This window comes from Marinactinospora endophytica, assembly GCF_054780875.1.
In genome coordinates this window covers 139,794-154,744 of record NZ_BAAGVM010000002.1, presented here as the reverse complement: position 1 = coordinate 154,744, position 14,951 = coordinate 139,794, and the positions used below count along the sequence as shown (strand labels likewise).

Sequence of the window (14,951 nt, the reverse complement as noted above, 5' to 3'; positions counted from 1 at the left end):
CCCTCACCCGAGTACCGCGGTCACCGCGACCACGACACCGAGGGCCGCCACGGAACCACTGAGCAGGAACAACGCCCACGGCCGGGCAACAGGCGCCGGTGGGGTGCCGGTCGCGTCGTCGTGGCAGCCGTGGTCGGTCGCCCGCCATCGCCGGCGGACATGGACCATCAACACCCCCGCCACGGCGAGCACCACCAGGCCGATCGGCAACCGGTGCAGCGCCTCCACCGCGCGCCCGGTCGCCGCCGTGACGTCGTGGAAGGGGTCACGCACGTACAGCAGGACCGTCGCGATGACGACGATGAGCGTGCGCTGCCAGGAGAGGAGCGTCCGTTCCGGCTGGAGTCCCGGGTCCCTTCCCGGACGCCGGCTCACGGCCAGTAGTTTCCGATGACGACGGTCGCGCACACCAGCGTGACGCCTATCGTGGTGATCACCGGCAGCGCGCTCACCGGCAGCGGTCGGCCCTGGCGCATGGCCCGTTGCACGCGGATCCAGCGCAGCGGGGCATAGACCGTGATGACGACCGCCAGGGCCGTGAGCGCCAGGCCCACGGTCATCCGCGCCCACGGGGTCCACTGGAGCGGAACCAGGTGCAGCACCGCGACCGCTCCCGCGATCAGGGCCAGGGCCGTACGGATCCAGGCGAGGAAGGTCCGTTCGTTGGCGAGGGTGAAGCGGTAGTCCGGCTCCCCCTCCTCACCGGTCCGCCCCCGGTCTGGCAGCAGTCCCACCGTTCCCCCGTCTCATCGGTTCTCCGCCCCGACAGCCTGAGGGTAGCCTCGACGGGATTTTCCTCCCAAGTCGGTATCTATCAGGGGTTTTGTCGGAAATTGACGTTGCGGGGAGGTGTTCCATGCCACGGAGAGGCTTGTGGAACAAAACAACGGGCAAGACCGCTCTACGAGAGAAAACCCCATCGCGATCAGGAGACTCCGTGGCTACCATCGAGCTGACCAAGGACAACTTCAACGAGACGCTCAACGACAACGACTTCGTGCTGATCGACTTCTGGGCGTCGTGGTGCGGTCCGTGCAAGATGTTCGGCCCGGTCTTCGATCGGGCTTCGGAGAAGCACACAGACCTGGTCTTCGCCAAGGTCGACACCGAGGCCCAGCAGGAACTCGCCGCCAGCTTCGAGATCCAGTCGATTCCGACCCTGATGGTCGTCCGCGACAAGACGGTGATCTACGCCCAGCCCGGCGCGCTGCCCGAGGAAGCGCTGGAAGACCTGATCCGTCAGGCCCGCGAACTCGACATGGACAAGGTGCGCGAGGAGATCGCCAAGCAGCAGGGCGACGGCGCCCAGCCCCAGGGCTGACCCGTCAACCCCGGACGGGCCGTGCCGGATCTCCCGGTACGGCCCCGTTCTTGGTCCAGACCCGGCCCACGACCCGGATCAGCCCCGTCGGGGCCGGGTCAGGTAGACCAGGTCGGGCCCGCCGCGGCGGGCCGGAACCTCGATCACCTCGACGGCGCCGAAACGCCGCTCCAGGAGCAGCGCGAACTCCGGGGCCGGCATGGCGCTCCAAAAGGCGATGACCCCGCCGGGGGAGAGCAACCGCTCCAACCGGTCCAGCGCGGCGGGCCGGTAGAGGCGCTCGTTGCCCTCGGTGACGGTCCAATCGGGCCCGTTGTCGGTGTCCAGGCAGATCGCGTCGTAGGAACCGGTGGCCTCCTCCAACCAGGAAACCAGGTCGGCGCAGGTCACCTCACAACGCGGGTCCTCCAGGAGCCGTCCGGCGACCGGCGCGAGCGGTCCCGCGTGCCACGTGATGACGAGCGGCTCCAGCTCGATGACGTGGACGTGGGCGACCCGCGCGTGGTCCAGGGCCTCACGCGCGGAGAACCCCATGCCCAGGCCCCCGATCAGGACCCTCGCGCCGGTGCGGTCGGCGGGCAGCGCGTCCAACGAGGCGCGCACCATGGCGCGCTCCGAGGCACCGTCACGGGTATCCATGAGGAAGACCCCGTTCGCGACCAGCTCCCAGTCGGCACCCACGCGTCGCAGGACCACCTCGCCGCCCGTCCTCCCGATCGCGCGTTCCACGACAACGGGCTCCTCGGACTCCGGGGAGGGGAACAACGCGCTCATCTCCTGGGGCGGGCCTTTCGGTGTCGCGGTGGTACGGGCTCAGAGGCGGCAGGCGTAGATGTCGGTGACCAGGATCGCGCGCGCGCCGATCTGCCACAGGTCGTCCATGATCTGCTGGGCGGAGGCGCGCGGCACCATGGCGCGGACCGCCACCCACCCCTCGCGGTGCAACGGGGAGACCGTCGGCCCCTCCATCCCCGGGGTGAGCGCGATGGCGTCGTCGAGGTGCTCGGCGTGGACGTCGTAGTCCATCATCACGTAGTCGCGCGCGACCAGCACGCCCCGCAACCGGCGCAGCATCTGCTCCAGCTTGGGGTCGTCCGCCGCGTCACGCTGACGGATGACCACGGCCTCGGACTCCAGGATCGGGTCGCCGAAGATCTCCAGCCCGGCGTTGCGCAACGTGGTGCCGGTGGAGACGACATCGGCGATGGCGTCGGCCACGCCGAGCTGGATCGCGCTCTCGACGGCGCCGTCGAGGTGGATCACCCGGGCGTCGATACCGTGCTCGTCGAGGTAGCCGCGCAGCAGACCCGCGAACGAGGTGGCGACGCGCTTGCCCCGCAGGTCGTCGAGCTTCATCGACGCGCCGTCGCGCGCCGCGAACCGGAAGGTCGACGCCCCGAACCCGAGCGGCAGAACCTCCTCGACCTGCGCGCCGGAGTCGATGAGCATGTCCCGGCCGGTGATCCCCGCCTGGAGGATGCCTTCTCCGACATAGACGGCGATGTCCCGGGGGCGCAGGAAGAAGAACTCGGTCTGGTTGTCCGGGTCGACCAGGACGAGGTCGCGGGAGTCCTTGCGTTGGCGGTAGCCGGCCTCGCGGAGCATGGCGCTGGCGGGTTCGGCGAGCTGGCCCTTGTTGGGCACGGCGATACGGAGCTGGTCAGGCATTGAGGTCTCTTCCTCTACTCATCGACGGAGGTTGCCGTGGGGACGTCGACGCGCGGCCGGTCTCGGGACGGCCCGGGACCGACCTACAGATGCCGGTAGACGTCCTCCAGGCGCAGACCGCGGGCCAGCATGAGGACCTGGAGGTGGTAGAGGAGCTGGGAGACCTCTTCGGCGGCGCGCTCGTCCGACTCGTACTCGGCTGCCATCCAGACCTCGGCGGCCTCCTCGACGACCTTCTTGCCGATGGCATGGACGCCGGCGTCGAGGGCCGCGACCGTCCCCGACCCCTCGGGGCGGACACGGGCCTTCTCGGACAGCTCGGCGAACAGCTCTTCGAAGGTCTTCATGATCACTTTCCTAGACGAGGTGCCCTTCTAGCCTAGGCGCAGAGCGAGGTGGTACGTGCCGCGACCCGGGGAACGGGGACCGACGACGTCGTGACCAGACCGGATACGGACCGCCGCACACCGCTGGAGACCGGGACCGAATCAGCGCATTCGCCGGGCGATGCCGCGGAACACCCCGTGGGGCACCGCCCGCAGCACCCAACTCGCCGCCCGGTACTGCGGGCCGGGCACGACGCGGGCCATACCCGCGGCCCACGCGCGCAGGGAGTCGGTGACGACCCGCTCCTTGGGGACGAACGCGATGTCGGGCGCGCCGCTCTCCTGCATCGACCTCGTCATGTCCGTGCGCACGAAACCGGGAAGGACGACCGTGACCTTCAGGCCGTGCGGCGCCGCCTCCAGGGCGACACTCTCACTGAACGAGACCACGTAGGCCTTCGTGGCCGCGTAGACGGCGCCGAGGGGCGAGGCCGGGAGCAGGCCCGCCATCGACGCGACGTTGATCACCCCCATGGGGCGGTCGGTGATCCCGGCTTCGCGGCGATCGATCTGGACCGGAAGCACCGCTCGGGTCAACCGGGTGAGCGCGCGCACATTCAGCTCGATCATGCCGTCGATGGCCGCGACGTCCTGCCCGGCGAGCCCGTCGCTGGCCCCCCGCCCGGCGTTGTTGACCAGGAGATCGACAGGGGCCTGCTCGACGGTCCCGTCGGCGCGCAGGCGCTCCTCGACACGGAGGAGCCCCTCCTCCTCCGCCAAGTCGGCCGCCAGGGACTCGACCCGCACACCGTGCCGGTCGGTGAGCTCCGCCGCGAGATCGGCGATCCGGTCGCCCCGGCGGGCGACGAGGACCAGGGAGAACCCCCGCTGGGCGAGCTGGCGGGCGTACTCCTCGCCGATGCCGCTGGAGGCTCCGGTGATCAGGGCGGTGCGGACGCGGTTGGGGCTCATACCGCCGCATGCTACCCCGCGCCCGCGGCATTCCACCGGTCTGCCTGACGCGGCGGGGGGAAGCGACTATGGTGCCGGATCCACCCCGGATCCGAGTGACCGCACAGTGCAGGGAGGACGCCGCTCCATGACCCTCGACCCCACGATCCGCAGGTTCATCGACGGCCTGAGCACGACCGTGCCTCCCGTCGACTCGGGGCAGGCCGCGCGGACATCGCATCCGCCACGGGGGGCCTGGCCGCAGACGCCGGCGCCCCGCGTCGCCCTGGTCCGCGACCTGGAGATCCCCGGCCCCGGCGGCCCCCTGGGGGCGCGCCACTACCATCCGGATCCCGGGCAGGCCGCGCTTCCCGCCGTGGTCTACTACCACGGCGGCGGCTTCGTCTTCGGGGACCTCGACACCCACGACCACATCTGCCGGTTGATCGCGGCGCGCAGCGGCGTCGTCGTGGTCGCCGTCGACTACCGGCTGGCCCCCCGGCACCGCTTTCCCGCCGCGGTACAGGACGCCTTCACGGCCCTGCGCTGGGTCGGCGACAACGCCTCGGCCCTGGGCGTCGACCCGGACCGGCTGGCGGTGTGCGGGGACAGCGCCGGCGGTGGGCTGGCCGCGGTCGCGGCGATCCTGGCCCGCGACGGCGGTGGACCGGAACTCGCCTTCCAGGCCCTGGTATACCCGGTCATCGACCTGGGCGGCTATCCCGTCCGCCCCGACACCCCCTACGAGTCGCGGATCTCCAACGGCACGGGCTACCTCTTGACCTCCGAGGGCATGCACTGGTTCGCCGGACAGTACCTGGGCGATCCACGGGACGCCACGGACTTCCGGGCGTCGCCGATCCGCGCCGGTGACCTGTCCGGGCTGGCCCCGGCCCTGGTCGTGACCGCCGACTTCGATCCCCTGCGGGACGAGGGCGAGGCCTACGCCCGCGCGCTGGCCGCCGCGGGGGTCCCCGCGACCACCGTACGGATCAATGGGGGATTCCACGGCATGTTCGGGATGGGGGAGTCGCTCCCTCCCTGCCGCCAGGCCGAGGACGTCGTCACGGGAACGTTGCGGGCCGTGCTGAGCCGGACACGTTGCCCGGATTGACGGTGCCCTTAGGCCCCCAGGCAGTACCGTTCCCCACATGGCAGCGACACAGAGCCCCTCCGGATCCCTCCGCCCTGACCAACGACTGCGGGACGTCGGCCTCTTCCTCCGGCAGGCACTGCGGACCTTCCGCGCAACCGGAGCGATCGCCCCGAGCGGCCCCGCCCTGGCCAACGCGCTGACCCGATTCGTCGACGAACGTGAGGATCCCAGCGCGCCTTTGACGATCCTTGAGGCCGGTGCCGGGACCGGAGCGGTGTCCCGGGCGATCGTGCGGCACATGCGCGCGGGCGACACCCTCGACCTGGTCGAGCCGAACTCGCACTTCGTCGGCCATCTCGCGGACCTGCTCGCGACCGACCCGGACTTCGTCCGGGTCGCCGACCGCGTGACGGTCCACCAGGCCCTGGTGACCGACCTGGGCCCGGATCGCCGCTTCGACGTCATCGTCTCCGGCCTGCCGTTCGCGAACTTCACCGCCGAGGAGGTCCGCGAGATCCTGGAGTACTACTTCACCGTGCTCAAGCCGGGAGGGCACCTGTCCTTCTTCGGCTACCTCTACACCAAGGAGGTCAAGGCGGTGATCGCCCCTCGCGAGGATTACCTGCGCCAGGCGCGGTCGAGCTGGGTGGTGCAGGAGTGGGTGGACCGTTACGGCATCGGCACCGAGCGCGTGCTGCCGAACATCCCTCCGGCCTGGATCCATCACCTGCGCAAGCCCACCGAGTGACCTGCCGCCCTTGGCCCCGTGTCCGGACGGGCACGGGGCCTTTCCCTTCCCCGAAAGTCAACCAGGGTTGACAACCCCGAAGCGTCAACCTACATTGACGAACACGGACGCCCCACGCCACCGGGAGGCAGACCATGTTCGAACGCTTCCGCATCGACGCCCGCCAGGCGGTGAAACTCGCCCAGGACGAGTCCCGCCACGCCGGCCACCACCACATCGGCTCCGAACACCTCCTGCTCGGCCTGCTCGCCCAGGAGGAGTCCACCGCCGCGCGCCTCCTCCACGACAACGGCGCCGACATCCACAGGCTGCGCCGGCAGGTCGCCGCCCTCCCCTCCACACCACCGCGCGGCCCGCTCGCACGGCTGTCCCGCGGACGGCACCGGCCATTCACCACGGAGGCGAAGAAGACGCTGGAGCGGTCGCTGCGCATCGCCCTGGCCCACCGGCACCGTCACATCGGCGGCGGCCACATCCTGCTCGCCTCCCTGGAGGATCCCGCCGTCGCGCGGTCCCTCACCGACATCGGCGTGGACGCCACCGCCGTACGGGCCGCAGCCGAACGCCTGCTCGACGTGTGACCGGGCCGGACGACACACCCCACCGGCCCGACCCCCGCCATCGTGGAGCCGATACCCGCGGCGGCCGCCCACAGGGACACGGCCCTGGACCGTTCTAGGCCGACGACGTGCTTTTGGCCGCGGCTCCTCGGCCAGGGCCGTCACGGCCGGATCCCCACACTGGATCACGGACCTGTCCGGCCGGTTCCCCACCCGCCGAACACCACGTGCCCCGGGACGCGATCGCCCGTCACGGGCCGAGCCCGGCGGCGTCCCGGACGGACACGTCCTGGGCGTCGCCGGACCGGGCCCCTCCAGCCACCGGTGTGCGGCACGCCCGTCCCACCGGTCGGGAAACCCCTCGCAGGCCCCGGCCGGCTCGGCCCGGACGATCGCCGCGACCCGCTCGCGCCCCCGTTTCGCCCGGGCGATCCCGTCGCCGAAGGCCACCCCGTCCACCCACCGGGATGAAGCGGACACGAGCCCGGGCCACCGACAGTTCGAGAAAGGTGCCACCCATGCCGCCGTACCACGCCGACTCGGCCACGTCGGCGACCATCGGTTCCTACCTCAGTGGCGGCAGCGGACGAACAGGCGGCCGAAGTTCTCGGGTGCGCGCACTTGCGGAAGACCGCCCTCAGAGTTTTCTGTAGACCCCACGACGATGGGCGACACGCAGAGCCACGACGACGAGTCGGCCGTCATCGATCGAGTAGACCACCCGGTGGTCGTCCACCCGGATACGCCAGAGATCCGTGTGACCGCTGAGCCGACGGCCTCCCTCTGGACGCGGTTCCTCGGCCAAGGCCATCACAGCCGCATACACGCGGCGAGCTACGGGCTTGTCCAGCTTGCCGAGCTCCTTACCGGCCCTGCCATCGAACACGACCTCGAAGACGCGCGATCCTTCGTTCGTCACAGACCGAGCTCCCTGGCCACCTCTTCGGCGGACACGACCTCGGCGTCGCCGGACCGGATCTCCTCCAGCCTCTGGTGGGCGATGCGCCCGTCCTCAAGATCGATCATCGCCTCATAGGCCTCGACCAGCTCGATCGGAACGATTGCCGCGACCCGCTCACGCTTACGCCCGCGCGTCACATAGGTGACCTCGTTTCCATAGGCGGCTCTGTTCACACGTTCAGAGAAGTGGTCACGGGCTTGGGCCACGGACAGCTCGACACGATCAGCACTCATGCCACCATCGTGCGCCAAGTTGGCCAACTTGGCGCCCCTTGGGGGCGCATCAATGACGAAAATGAATCCACAGGCGGCCGAAGTTCTTGGAGTCCTTCTCCACCCGGTGGTAGAGCGGCCGGACGTCCTTGCGGTCGAGAAAGCGCAGGACCCGCTTCTTCAACTGCCCCGACCCCTTGCCGGGGATGATCTCGACCGTCTTCGCCTTGGTGCGCACGGCCTCGTCGAGGATGTCGCGCAACGCGCGGTCGATGTCGGTACCACGGTTGTAGATGTCGTGCAGGTCCAGTTTGAGTCGCACGCTAATCCCCCTTCCGCGCCACGAAGATCGCGGTGCCGGGGAGGATCCGCCCACGCAGCGGGCTCCAACCGCCCCACACCTGTTCGTTGTCGGCGGGCCACTCCGGCTCGACCAGGTCGATCAGCGACAGGCCGGCGGCCGTGATCGCGCGCACCCAGTCGCCGACCGTGTGGTGGTGCTCGACGTAGAGCGCCCGCCCCTCGTCGTCCTCCTCGACATAGGCACGACGGTCGAAGTAGGACTCGGTCGCGGTGAGGCCCCTCCCGGTGGGATCGTCCGGGAAGCACCACCGGACCGGATGCGAGACCGAGAACGCCAACCGGCCGCCCGGCCGCAGCACGCGGGCGACCTCCCGCAGGGCGGCGACGGCGTCGGGGACGAAGGGGAAGGCCCCATAGGCGGAGCACACGACGTCGAACGCGGAGTCGACGAAGGGCAGTCGCTGAGCGTCGGCCTGAGCGGTCGCCAGCGAGCACCCGGTGGCCTCGTCAATGCGCAACCCGTGCTGGAGCTGGCGCAACGAGACGTCAACGCCGACCACCCGGTCCACCCCTTGGGCGCGCAACCAGCGTCCGCACTGCCCGGCCCCGCACCCCACCTCCAGGACCCGCGCCCCGGACAGCTCGGCCGGATCGCCCAGGAGCCGGGCCTTCTCCTCGTCGAGCCCCTCCGGTCCCCACACGAAGCCGACATCGCGCAGGAAGTCGCCGTGCTCGGCCTGGTACTCGTCGGCCTCGCGCTCCCACCAGACGCGGCTCGCACGGGCGCTCTCGTCGGGATCGGCCCCACGGCGCGCGATCCGGGCCACGGACGGGTGCGTCAGGTCCTCGCTCATAGCGCGATCCTGCCAGGCCGAGGGGTCCCACGGCCACGGAGCCGGCTCAGGAGGTGGCAGAGGGCTCGGCCGGGGCCGGCAGGGGGCGTTGCGGCCCTCCCCCGCCACCGTCCCCGCCAGGACCGTCCTCGCCGCCGGCGTTCCTCGCGTCCTGGACCTCCTTGCGCATCAGGAAGAACCAGCCGACCACCGCGATGACCGCGAAGACCCACCACTGCACGGCGTAGGACAGGTTCATGCCGGTGTTCGTCTCGGGCGGGGAGACGACCTCGGGAGCCGGGTCCGAGGGCGGGTCCTGCGCGGTGAGCTCCACGTACCCGCCATAGAGCGGGTAGGGCAGCTCCCGGCCGATCTCGTCGAGGTCGATGATCATGATCTGCCCCTCGGGCAGGCCCTCTCGCGGCCGGATGCCGGTGTTCTCCGGGGTCTCGCCGAACTGCACGCGCCCGGTGACCGTGACCTCCCCCTCGGGCGCCCGGGGGACCTGCGGCTGCTGTGCCGAGGAGGGGGGCTGGGGCACCCACCCCCGGTTGACGAGCACGGCCGCGCCGTCGTCGGTGACCAACGGGGTGACGACGTGGAGACCCACCCCACCGGAGCCGTCGCGGTTGCGGACGAGCATCTCGTTCCCGGTGTCGTACTCGCCGGTCGCGGTGACGGTCCTCCACCGGTCCTCCCGCCGGACCTCACCCCCGACCTCGGTCACCTGGGCCAGCGGCACGGGGGAGGCGGTGAGGTTGGCCTCCTGGAGGTCCGCGGCGGCGGCCTTGACCTCCCAGCGCCCGTACTGCCACATCCCCAAGGCGATGAAGGAGGGGACGACCAGCAGCACCAGGGCGTGAAACGCCAGCATGCGCGATGAGAACAGAACACGGAGCACGTCTTCGAGGCTATGAGATCCCCCGGTGTCGTCCGCATCGACCCGGCGTAACAGGCTCCCCTCCTTACCTGGCGAAAGAGGAGCGGGGGGACACGCCTCCCCCTCGCCACCGGGCGCCGTCCCGGCCGGTGACGCGGTCCTCGCGAGAAATCAATCCCAAAGGTAAGCAATCCCTCACTTTTTGTGCAATGCACAACATTCGACCGTCCCGCCCGGCCGTGTACTGGACTAGACCAGTGCCCGGCACGCCGCGGCGAAGACGCAGATCATCGCCCCTCGGCAATTCCAGGGAAATGGAACCAGGCGGGAGAGAGCCCCGGCGAAGCGGCGGAACTCTCACGCCCCCGACCTCGCCAAGGAAGCCGAATCAGAGGAAAACCACCTCTTGACTCATAGTAAACAGCAAAATACGGTCTAGACCAGCTGGAGAATCCGGAATAATCGCCATACCCCAGCTTCCATCAGCGCTTTTCCGGAAAGTCCAGAGGAGTCGAGAATCCCCGCAACAGAGTCCCCCACCGGGCGAGGAGGCCGGCGACGACCTTCTCGCCCGGGAACGCCCGCCCCTTTCCCCCGCTTTCCATGCCGTTTTCCCGGCGCAACAACAGACCATCGGATCGGAAATACCTCCGCATTACAATAAGGAACCCGCCATGTCGTTGAAGCGTAAACTGCTCTCCGCCGCCGCGATCGCCCCGTTCGTTTTCGTGCTGCTGCCCGCCAGCACCGCCCACGCCCACGGCTACGTCTCCTCCCCCGCCAGCCGGCAGGCCCAGTGCGCCGCCCGGGTCGTCTCGTGCGGCGCGATCCAGTGGGAGCCCCAGAGCGTCGAGGGCCCCAAGGGTCTGCGCAGCTGCAGCGGCGGCAACGCCGGGTTCGCCGAGCTCGACGACGACAACAAGGGCTGGCAGGTCACCCCGGTCGGCCGCTCCCTCAACCTCACCTGGCGTATCACCGCCGCCCACGCCACCAGCACGTGGGAGTACTACATCGGCTCCACCCGCGTCGCCGTGTTCAACGACGGCGGCGCCCGCCCCGGCTCCACCGTCAACCACACCATCAACCTCAACGGCTACAGCGGCAAGCAGAAGCTCCTCGCCGTCTGGAACATCGCCGACACCGCCAACGCCTTCTACTCCTGCATCGACATCAACGTCAGCTGATCCGAACACAGCAGGAGGACCGCCGGACACGCGCCGCGCTCACCGGGAGAGGGTGTCGGCGCACCGCACAGCGCCCCCGGACCGCAAGGTCCGGGGGCGCCGCGTCGTCACCTGGGCGCGGGACTACTCCTCGCCGGCCGCGGCGGCGGCCTTACGACGCCGGGCCAGGTACATGGCGGCGCCACCACCGCCGACCGCCGCGACCGCGGCGGCGACCAGGCCGCCCAGGGCCGCACCGGTCACCGGCAGACCGCCGGGCGTCGCGGACTCGTCCGCGCTGGTGCCGTCCGAACCGCCAGGCCCGCTCTGCCCCTCGGTGTCGCCCGGACCACCCGGGGTCCCCGGCCCCTCGGAGCCACCCGGCTCCTCCGGCTTACCCTCACCCGGCCGCTCGCCGCCCGGCTCCTCGCCACCGGGCTTGTCGCCGCCCGGCCGCTCCTCGCAGTCGGTGTCGTAACCGTGTTCGTCCTTGCCCTTGCAGTCGTCCCCGGGCTTGGGGTCCTCCGCGGGCGGCTTCTGCTCGTCGGAGATCTCGGAGACGCACTCGGCCTCGCCCAGGCCGAGCACGGAGACGGCGTTGCCGCAGATCTCGACCGCGGCGTCGACCGGAACGGTCACCTGGTTGCCGCTGGCGATCCCGCCCGAGCCGTCCGTCTGCTGGCCGCCCGCCTTGTTCTCCGGCGCCTCGTGGATGACGTTGATGACCGTGTTGCACTCGGCCTTGGAGATGCCGAGGACGCCGATGGAGTTGCCGCAGATGTTGACGGCGACGTCGACGGGGACGTTGATCTGGTTGCCGCTGGCGATCCCGCCGGCGCCACTGGTGCGCTGCTCGTTCTCCTGGGAGTCGGCCACCTTCTCGACGATCTTGGTGCACTCGGCCTCGGAGATCCCACCGACGGCCACGGAGTTCCCGCAGACCTCGATCGCCGCGTCCACCGGGATGTTGATCTGGTTGCCGCTGGCGATCCCGCCCGAGCCGTCCGTCTGCTGGCTCGCCTGCCCCTTGCCGCTGGCCGCGTAGAGGACCTTGGCCACCTGCGTGCACTCGGCCTCGGAGATCCCGAGGACGGCGAGGGAGTTGCCGCAGAGGTTCGCCTTGATGTCGGCGGGCACGCTGACCTGGTTGCCGGCGACCACTCCACCGGTTCCATCGGTCAGCTGGTCGGCCGCCGCGTGGGGGGCGAAGGCCCCGGTGAGCCCCGCGGCCAGCAGGGCCGCGGAGGCCGAGGTGTAGAGCTTCTTGCGCATGTTCGGAAGGACCTTTCGCTCAATACGTTACGGAAAGTGACCCATCAAGGGCGGATCGTCACCGCGGTGGGGGTCGGTGAAGCACGGGTCGCTTTCGAGGTACGGGGATCCCCGGACGTTTCCTCGCTCTGACATCGACGGCCGGAGCGACCCTTCTCGGCACGGGACATCCGGAAGGTACGTTTTCCCGCTCCGGCGCGCCGACGAATGGTTACGTTAGCAGCCCTGCGCGGAAGGCAGGCTTTTTCCGCCGAATTTCGGCAATCCCCCGAAACTCCCGCAGAGCGCACATCACCCCCGGACCGAGAGTCGACGCAGCTCACGGCTCCGTTCAGAGCAAGATCAGCTTACCGCCGTCACCACACGGAACGCTTTCCCTGGAAAAACCCGAGTCCAGAAGAGGGGATTACTAATTTCCTACGAAATATAGTTGAAGGGAGAAATGTGGATCATTCCGTCAACACGCGCGAAAGTAGCAAAAAGAAAACCCCGGGCGGGATACCGAGATCCCACCCGGGGTGCGGGCGGCGGTCGGCCTCACAGACCGACCACCTGGACGATCACTCAGGCCTGGACGCCGAGGCCCTTCGCGACGCCGGCGCCGAGGTCGGGGTGGACGTTGGTCCAGTATTCGACCACACGCTTCTTCATGTCGGCGGTGACCTCGGGGGCCGAGGCGTGGCCGACGATGTTGCTCACCATGTTGGCGCGGTCGGTCTCGGAGAGGACCTTCTCCCACAGCGCGCGCGGCTGACCGAAGTCGTCGTCCTCCTTGTGGAGGTCGTAGGCGGAGCGGACGATCTCACCCGCGACGTGGTAGCTCTCGCCCTTGTGGAACTCCGGGTCCGCGGCCGGGCCACCAACGGTGTTGGGGGCATAGACCGGGTCCGAACCGTAGCGGTAGGCCATCGGACCGTCGAAGTTGTAGCTGTTGACCGGGGACTTCGGCTGGTTGACCGGCAGGTGCAGGTAGTTCGGGCCGATCCGGTAGCGCTGGGTGTCGGGGTAGGAGAAGAGCCGGCCCTGAAGCATCTTGTCCGGGCTCATCGCGATGCCCGGCACCAGGCTGGACGGGCTGAACGCCGCCTGCTCGATCTGGGCGAAGTAGTTCTCCGGGTTCCGGTTGAGGACGAACCGGCCGATCGTGATCTCCGGGTAGTCCGCGTGCGGCCACACCTTGGTGAGGTCGAACGGGTTGAACCGGTAGTCGGCGGCGTCCTCGAAGGGCATGATCTGGACGTTGACGGTCCAGGCCGGGTAGTCGCCCTTCTTGATGGACTCCCACAGGTCACGGCGGTGCAGGTCGGGGTCCTCGGCCTCGAAGGCCTTGGCCTCGGCCGCGGTGAAGTTCTCGATGCCCTGCTCGGTCTTGAAGTGGTACTTGACCCAGAACTTCTCGCCGTTGGCGTTGTACCACAGGAAGGTGTGGCTACCGAAGCCGTGCTGGTGACGCCAGGTCTTCGGGGTGCCGCGGTCGGTCATCAGGAAGGAGACCTGGTGGGCCGACTCGGGGTTGAGGGTCCAGAAGTCCCACTGCATGTTGTGGTCGCGCAGCTGGTTGTCGGCACGCCGCTTCTGCGAGTGGATGAAGTCGGAGAACTTCGAGGGGTCGCGGATGAAGAAGATCGGCGTGTTGTTGCCGACGATGTCGTAGTTGCCCTGCTCGGTGTAGAACTTCAGGGCGAAACCACGCGGGTCACGGGCGGTGTCGGCGCTGCCCAGCTCACCGGCGACGGTGGAGAAGCGCAGCAGCAGCGGGGTCTTCTTGCCCTTCTGGAACAGGTCCGCCTTGGTGTACTGGCTGACGTCCTCGGTGATCTCCAGCTCACCGAAGGCACCGCCGCCCTTGGCGTGCACGACGCGCTCGGGCACCCGCTCGCGGTTGAAGTGCGCCATCTTCTGGATCAGGAAGTGGTCCTGCAGCAACAGCGGGCCGTTGGGGCCCACCGACTGCGAGAGACCGTCGCTCGGTGCCGGGATACCGTTGTCGTCCGTGCTGTAAGCAACCACTGCTTGCACCTTTCGGGTCATGATCAAGCCGGCCTCGTGGCTCGCGGAGGAACCCGGTTACGCCGGGAGGGATCGGACGCGGGGATCGGGCGTCACGCCGGGCGCGCGGGGGCGCCGACGCTGTCGCCGGAGGAGTCGCCATCCTTGGTCTGGCAGTTCGGACACACGCCCCAGAACACGACCTCGGCCGCGGCGATGGTGTAGCCGTTCGTCTGCGACGGTTCCAGGCAGGGAGCCTCTCCCACGACGCAGTCGATGTCGGTGACCTCACCGCATTCACGGCAGACGAGGTGGTGGTGGTTGTCCCCGACGCGCGCCTCGTAGCGCGCCGGCGAACCGGCGGGCTCGATGCGGCGCAGCAGTCCGGCGCCGGTCAGCGCGTGGAGCGCGTCATAGACCGCCTGGGTGGATACGTGTCCCACTTTGCCGCGGACCGCTTGTGCGACGTGCTCGGCGTCCAGGTGGTTGCCCTCCCGGACCGCGTCGAGGATCGCCAGCCGGGCCGCGGTGACCCGCAGACCGGCCGCGCGGAGGTCGGTGGCGTTGTCCATGGCCGCAAGCATAGGACACAAACTGGAATAGCTCAAGAAAACGAGCGAGTACAGATAAGCCGTGAAGTATGACACAGTGGACAGCCCCACCGAGGG

19 protein-coding genes are annotated in these 14,951 nt (G+C 69.4%); 5 read left to right on the top strand and 14 right to left on the bottom strand.

Annotation, left to right across the window (positions count from 1 at the left end):
• Positions 1-3: 3 nt before the first annotated feature.
• Positions 4-375, bottom strand: coding sequence for a DUF202 domain-containing protein (locus tag ACYVHU_RS04575; protein ID WP_078763527.1), 372 nt, complete (start codon positions 373-375; stop codon positions 4-6).
• On the bottom strand, positions 372-734 hold the full coding sequence (locus tag ACYVHU_RS04570; RefSeq protein WP_078763528.1) for a YidH family protein: 363 nt from the start codon (positions 732-734) through the stop codon (positions 372-374). The genes ACYVHU_RS04575 and ACYVHU_RS04570 overlap by 4 nt, the downstream gene beginning before the upstream one ends.
• Positions 735-937: 203 nt before the next feature.
• Between ACYVHU_RS04570 and trxA the strand changes: the two genes are divergently transcribed.
• Complete coding sequence (trxA, locus tag ACYVHU_RS04565) at positions 938-1,321, top strand: thioredoxin (protein WP_078763529.1); 384 nt, start codon at positions 938-940, stop codon at positions 1,319-1,321.
• Positions 1,322-1,399: 78 nt separating this feature from the next.
• Here trxA and ACYVHU_RS04560 read toward each other — a convergent pair whose 3' ends face one another.
• The 4 genes from ACYVHU_RS04560 to ACYVHU_RS04545 form a co-directional block, all read right to left on the bottom strand.
• Positions 1,400-2,095: a spermine/spermidine synthase domain-containing protein gene (locus tag ACYVHU_RS04560; RefSeq protein WP_078763530.1), complete on the bottom strand. Its 696-nt coding sequence runs from the start codon at positions 2,093-2,095 to the stop codon at positions 1,400-1,402.
• A gap of 39 nt (positions 2,096-2,134) precedes the next feature.
• Positions 2,135-2,989 (bottom strand): ATP phosphoribosyltransferase, encoded by an 855-nt coding sequence (gene hisG / locus ACYVHU_RS04555; RefSeq protein ID WP_078763531.1) that lies wholly within the window; start codon positions 2,987-2,989, stop codon positions 2,135-2,137.
• 83 nt (positions 2,990-3,072) lie between these two features.
• A complete protein-coding gene (locus ACYVHU_RS04550; RefSeq protein ID WP_078763532.1) occupies positions 3,073-3,336 on the bottom strand; it encodes a phosphoribosyl-ATP diphosphatase in 264 nt (87 codons plus the stop codon).
• A gap of 141 nt (positions 3,337-3,477) precedes the next feature.
• On the bottom strand, positions 3,478-4,287 hold the full coding sequence (locus ACYVHU_RS04545) for an SDR family NAD(P)-dependent oxidoreductase (RefSeq protein ID WP_078763533.1): 810 nt from the start codon (positions 4,285-4,287) through the stop codon (positions 3,478-3,480).
• A gap of 127 nt (positions 4,288-4,414) precedes the next feature.
• Here ACYVHU_RS04545 and ACYVHU_RS04540 point away from each other — a divergent pair, with 127 nt between their 5' ends.
• From ACYVHU_RS04540 to ACYVHU_RS04530, 3 genes are all read left to right on the top strand, one after another.
• The gene (locus ACYVHU_RS04540) at positions 4,415-5,380 is read left to right on the top strand and encodes an alpha/beta hydrolase (RefSeq protein ID WP_432937995.1); all 966 of its coding nucleotides are present in this window, start codon (positions 4,415-4,417) and stop codon (positions 5,378-5,380) included.
• 37 nt (positions 5,381-5,417) lie between these two features.
• Entirely contained in the window at positions 5,418-6,110 is a 693-nt protein-coding gene (locus ACYVHU_RS04535; protein WP_078763535.1) for a class I SAM-dependent methyltransferase, read from the top strand.
• A gap of 134 nt (positions 6,111-6,244) precedes the next feature.
• Positions 6,245-6,691: a Clp protease N-terminal domain-containing protein gene (locus ACYVHU_RS04530; RefSeq protein ID WP_078763536.1), complete on the top strand. Its 447-nt coding sequence runs from the start codon at positions 6,245-6,247 to the stop codon at positions 6,689-6,691.
• 616 nt (positions 6,692-7,307) lie between these two features.
• Here the strand turns inward: ACYVHU_RS04530 and ACYVHU_RS04525 are convergent.
• The 5 genes from ACYVHU_RS04525 to ACYVHU_RS04505 are packed head-to-tail and all read right to left on the bottom strand — an operon-like array spanning position 7,308 to position 9,880.
• Positions 7,308-7,589, bottom strand: coding sequence for a type II toxin-antitoxin system RelE family toxin (locus tag ACYVHU_RS04525; RefSeq protein WP_078763537.1), 282 nt, complete (start codon positions 7,587-7,589; stop codon positions 7,308-7,310).
• On the bottom strand, positions 7,586-7,864 hold the full coding sequence (locus ACYVHU_RS04520) for an antitoxin of toxin-antitoxin stability system (protein ID WP_078763538.1): 279 nt from the start codon (positions 7,862-7,864) through the stop codon (positions 7,586-7,588). The genes ACYVHU_RS04525 and ACYVHU_RS04520 overlap by 4 nt, the downstream gene beginning before the upstream one ends.
• A 49-nt stretch (positions 7,865-7,913) precedes the next feature.
• Positions 7,914-8,165, bottom strand: a complete 252-nt coding sequence (locus ACYVHU_RS04515) for a Smr/MutS family protein (protein WP_078763539.1) — start codon at positions 8,163-8,165, stop codon at positions 7,914-7,916.
• A gap of 1 nt (position 8,166) precedes the next feature.
• Positions 8,167-9,000, bottom strand: a complete 834-nt coding sequence (locus tag ACYVHU_RS04510; protein WP_078763540.1) for a class I SAM-dependent methyltransferase — start codon at positions 8,998-9,000, stop codon at positions 8,167-8,169.
• Between the two features lie 46 nt (positions 9,001-9,046).
• Complete coding sequence (locus ACYVHU_RS04505) at positions 9,047-9,880, bottom strand: SURF1 family protein (RefSeq protein ID WP_498947591.1); 834 nt, start codon at positions 9,878-9,880, stop codon at positions 9,047-9,049.
• 653 nt (positions 9,881-10,533) lie between these two features.
• On the opposite strand from ACYVHU_RS04505, the gene ACYVHU_RS04500 reads away from it, so the two are divergent.
• Positions 10,534-11,043 carry a lytic polysaccharide monooxygenase auxiliary activity family 9 protein gene (locus ACYVHU_RS04500; RefSeq protein WP_078763542.1) on the top strand — a complete coding sequence of 170 codons (510 nt, stop codon included), beginning with the start codon at positions 10,534-10,536 and terminating at the stop codon, positions 11,041-11,043.
• 123 nt (positions 11,044-11,166) lie between these two features.
• On the opposite strand, the gene ACYVHU_RS04495 is transcribed toward ACYVHU_RS04500, so the two are convergent.
• The 3 genes from ACYVHU_RS04495 to ACYVHU_RS04485 form a co-directional block, all read right to left on the bottom strand.
• Positions 11,167-12,294, bottom strand: a complete 1,128-nt coding sequence (locus ACYVHU_RS04495; RefSeq protein ID WP_078763543.1) for a chaplin — start codon at positions 12,292-12,294, stop codon at positions 11,167-11,169.
• 564 nt (positions 12,295-12,858) lie between these two features.
• Positions 12,859-14,304, bottom strand: a complete 1,446-nt coding sequence (locus tag ACYVHU_RS04490) for a catalase (RefSeq protein WP_394330077.1) — start codon at positions 14,302-14,304, stop codon at positions 12,859-12,861.
• 92 nt (positions 14,305-14,396) lie between these two features.
• Entirely contained in the window at positions 14,397-14,855 is a 459-nt protein-coding gene (locus ACYVHU_RS04485; protein ID WP_078763544.1) for a Fur family transcriptional regulator, read from the bottom strand.
• Positions 14,856-14,951: the final 96 nt, after the last annotated feature.

Excerpts from the sequence above, each read along its gene's own strand:
- ACYVHU_RS04485 (WP_078763544.1), bottom strand. The coding sequence starts at position 14,855 with ATGGACAACGCCACCGACCTCCGCGCGGCCGGTCTGCGGGTCACCGCG.
- ACYVHU_RS04540 (WP_432937995.1), top strand. The coding sequence starts at position 4,415 with ATGACCCTCGACCCCACGATCCGCAGGTTCATCGACGGCCTGAGCACG.
- ACYVHU_RS04530 (WP_078763536.1), top strand. The coding sequence starts at position 6,245 with ATGTTCGAACGCTTCCGCATCGACGCCCGCCAGGCGGTGAAACTCGCC.
- ACYVHU_RS04500 (WP_078763542.1), top strand. The coding sequence starts at position 10,534 with ATGTCGTTGAAGCGTAAACTGCTCTCCGCCGCCGCGATCGCCCCGTTC.
- ACYVHU_RS04510 (WP_078763540.1), bottom strand. The coding sequence starts at position 9,000 with ATGAGCGAGGACCTGACGCACCCGTCCGTGGCCCGGATCGCGCGCCGT.
- ACYVHU_RS04520 (WP_078763538.1), bottom strand. The coding sequence starts at position 7,864 with ATGAGTGCTGATCGTGTCGAGCTGTCCGTGGCCCAAGCCCGTGACCAC.
- ACYVHU_RS04560 (WP_078763530.1), bottom strand. The coding sequence starts at position 2,095 with ATGAGCGCGTTGTTCCCCTCCCCGGAGTCCGAGGAGCCCGTTGTCGTG.
- ACYVHU_RS04550 (WP_078763532.1), bottom strand. The coding sequence starts at position 3,336 with ATGAAGACCTTCGAAGAGCTGTTCGCCGAGCTGTCCGAGAAGGCCCGT.
- ACYVHU_RS04535 (WP_078763535.1), top strand. The coding sequence starts at position 5,418 with ATGGCAGCGACACAGAGCCCCTCCGGATCCCTCCGCCCTGACCAACGA.
- ACYVHU_RS04495 (WP_078763543.1), bottom strand. The coding sequence starts at position 12,294 with ATGCGCAAGAAGCTCTACACCTCGGCCTCCGCGGCCCTGCTGGCCGCG.
- ACYVHU_RS04545 (WP_078763533.1), bottom strand. The coding sequence starts at position 4,287 with ATGAGCCCCAACCGCGTCCGCACCGCCCTGATCACCGGAGCCTCCAGC.
- hisG (WP_078763531.1), bottom strand. The coding sequence starts at position 2,989 with ATGCCTGACCAGCTCCGTATCGCCGTGCCCAACAAGGGCCAGCTCGCC.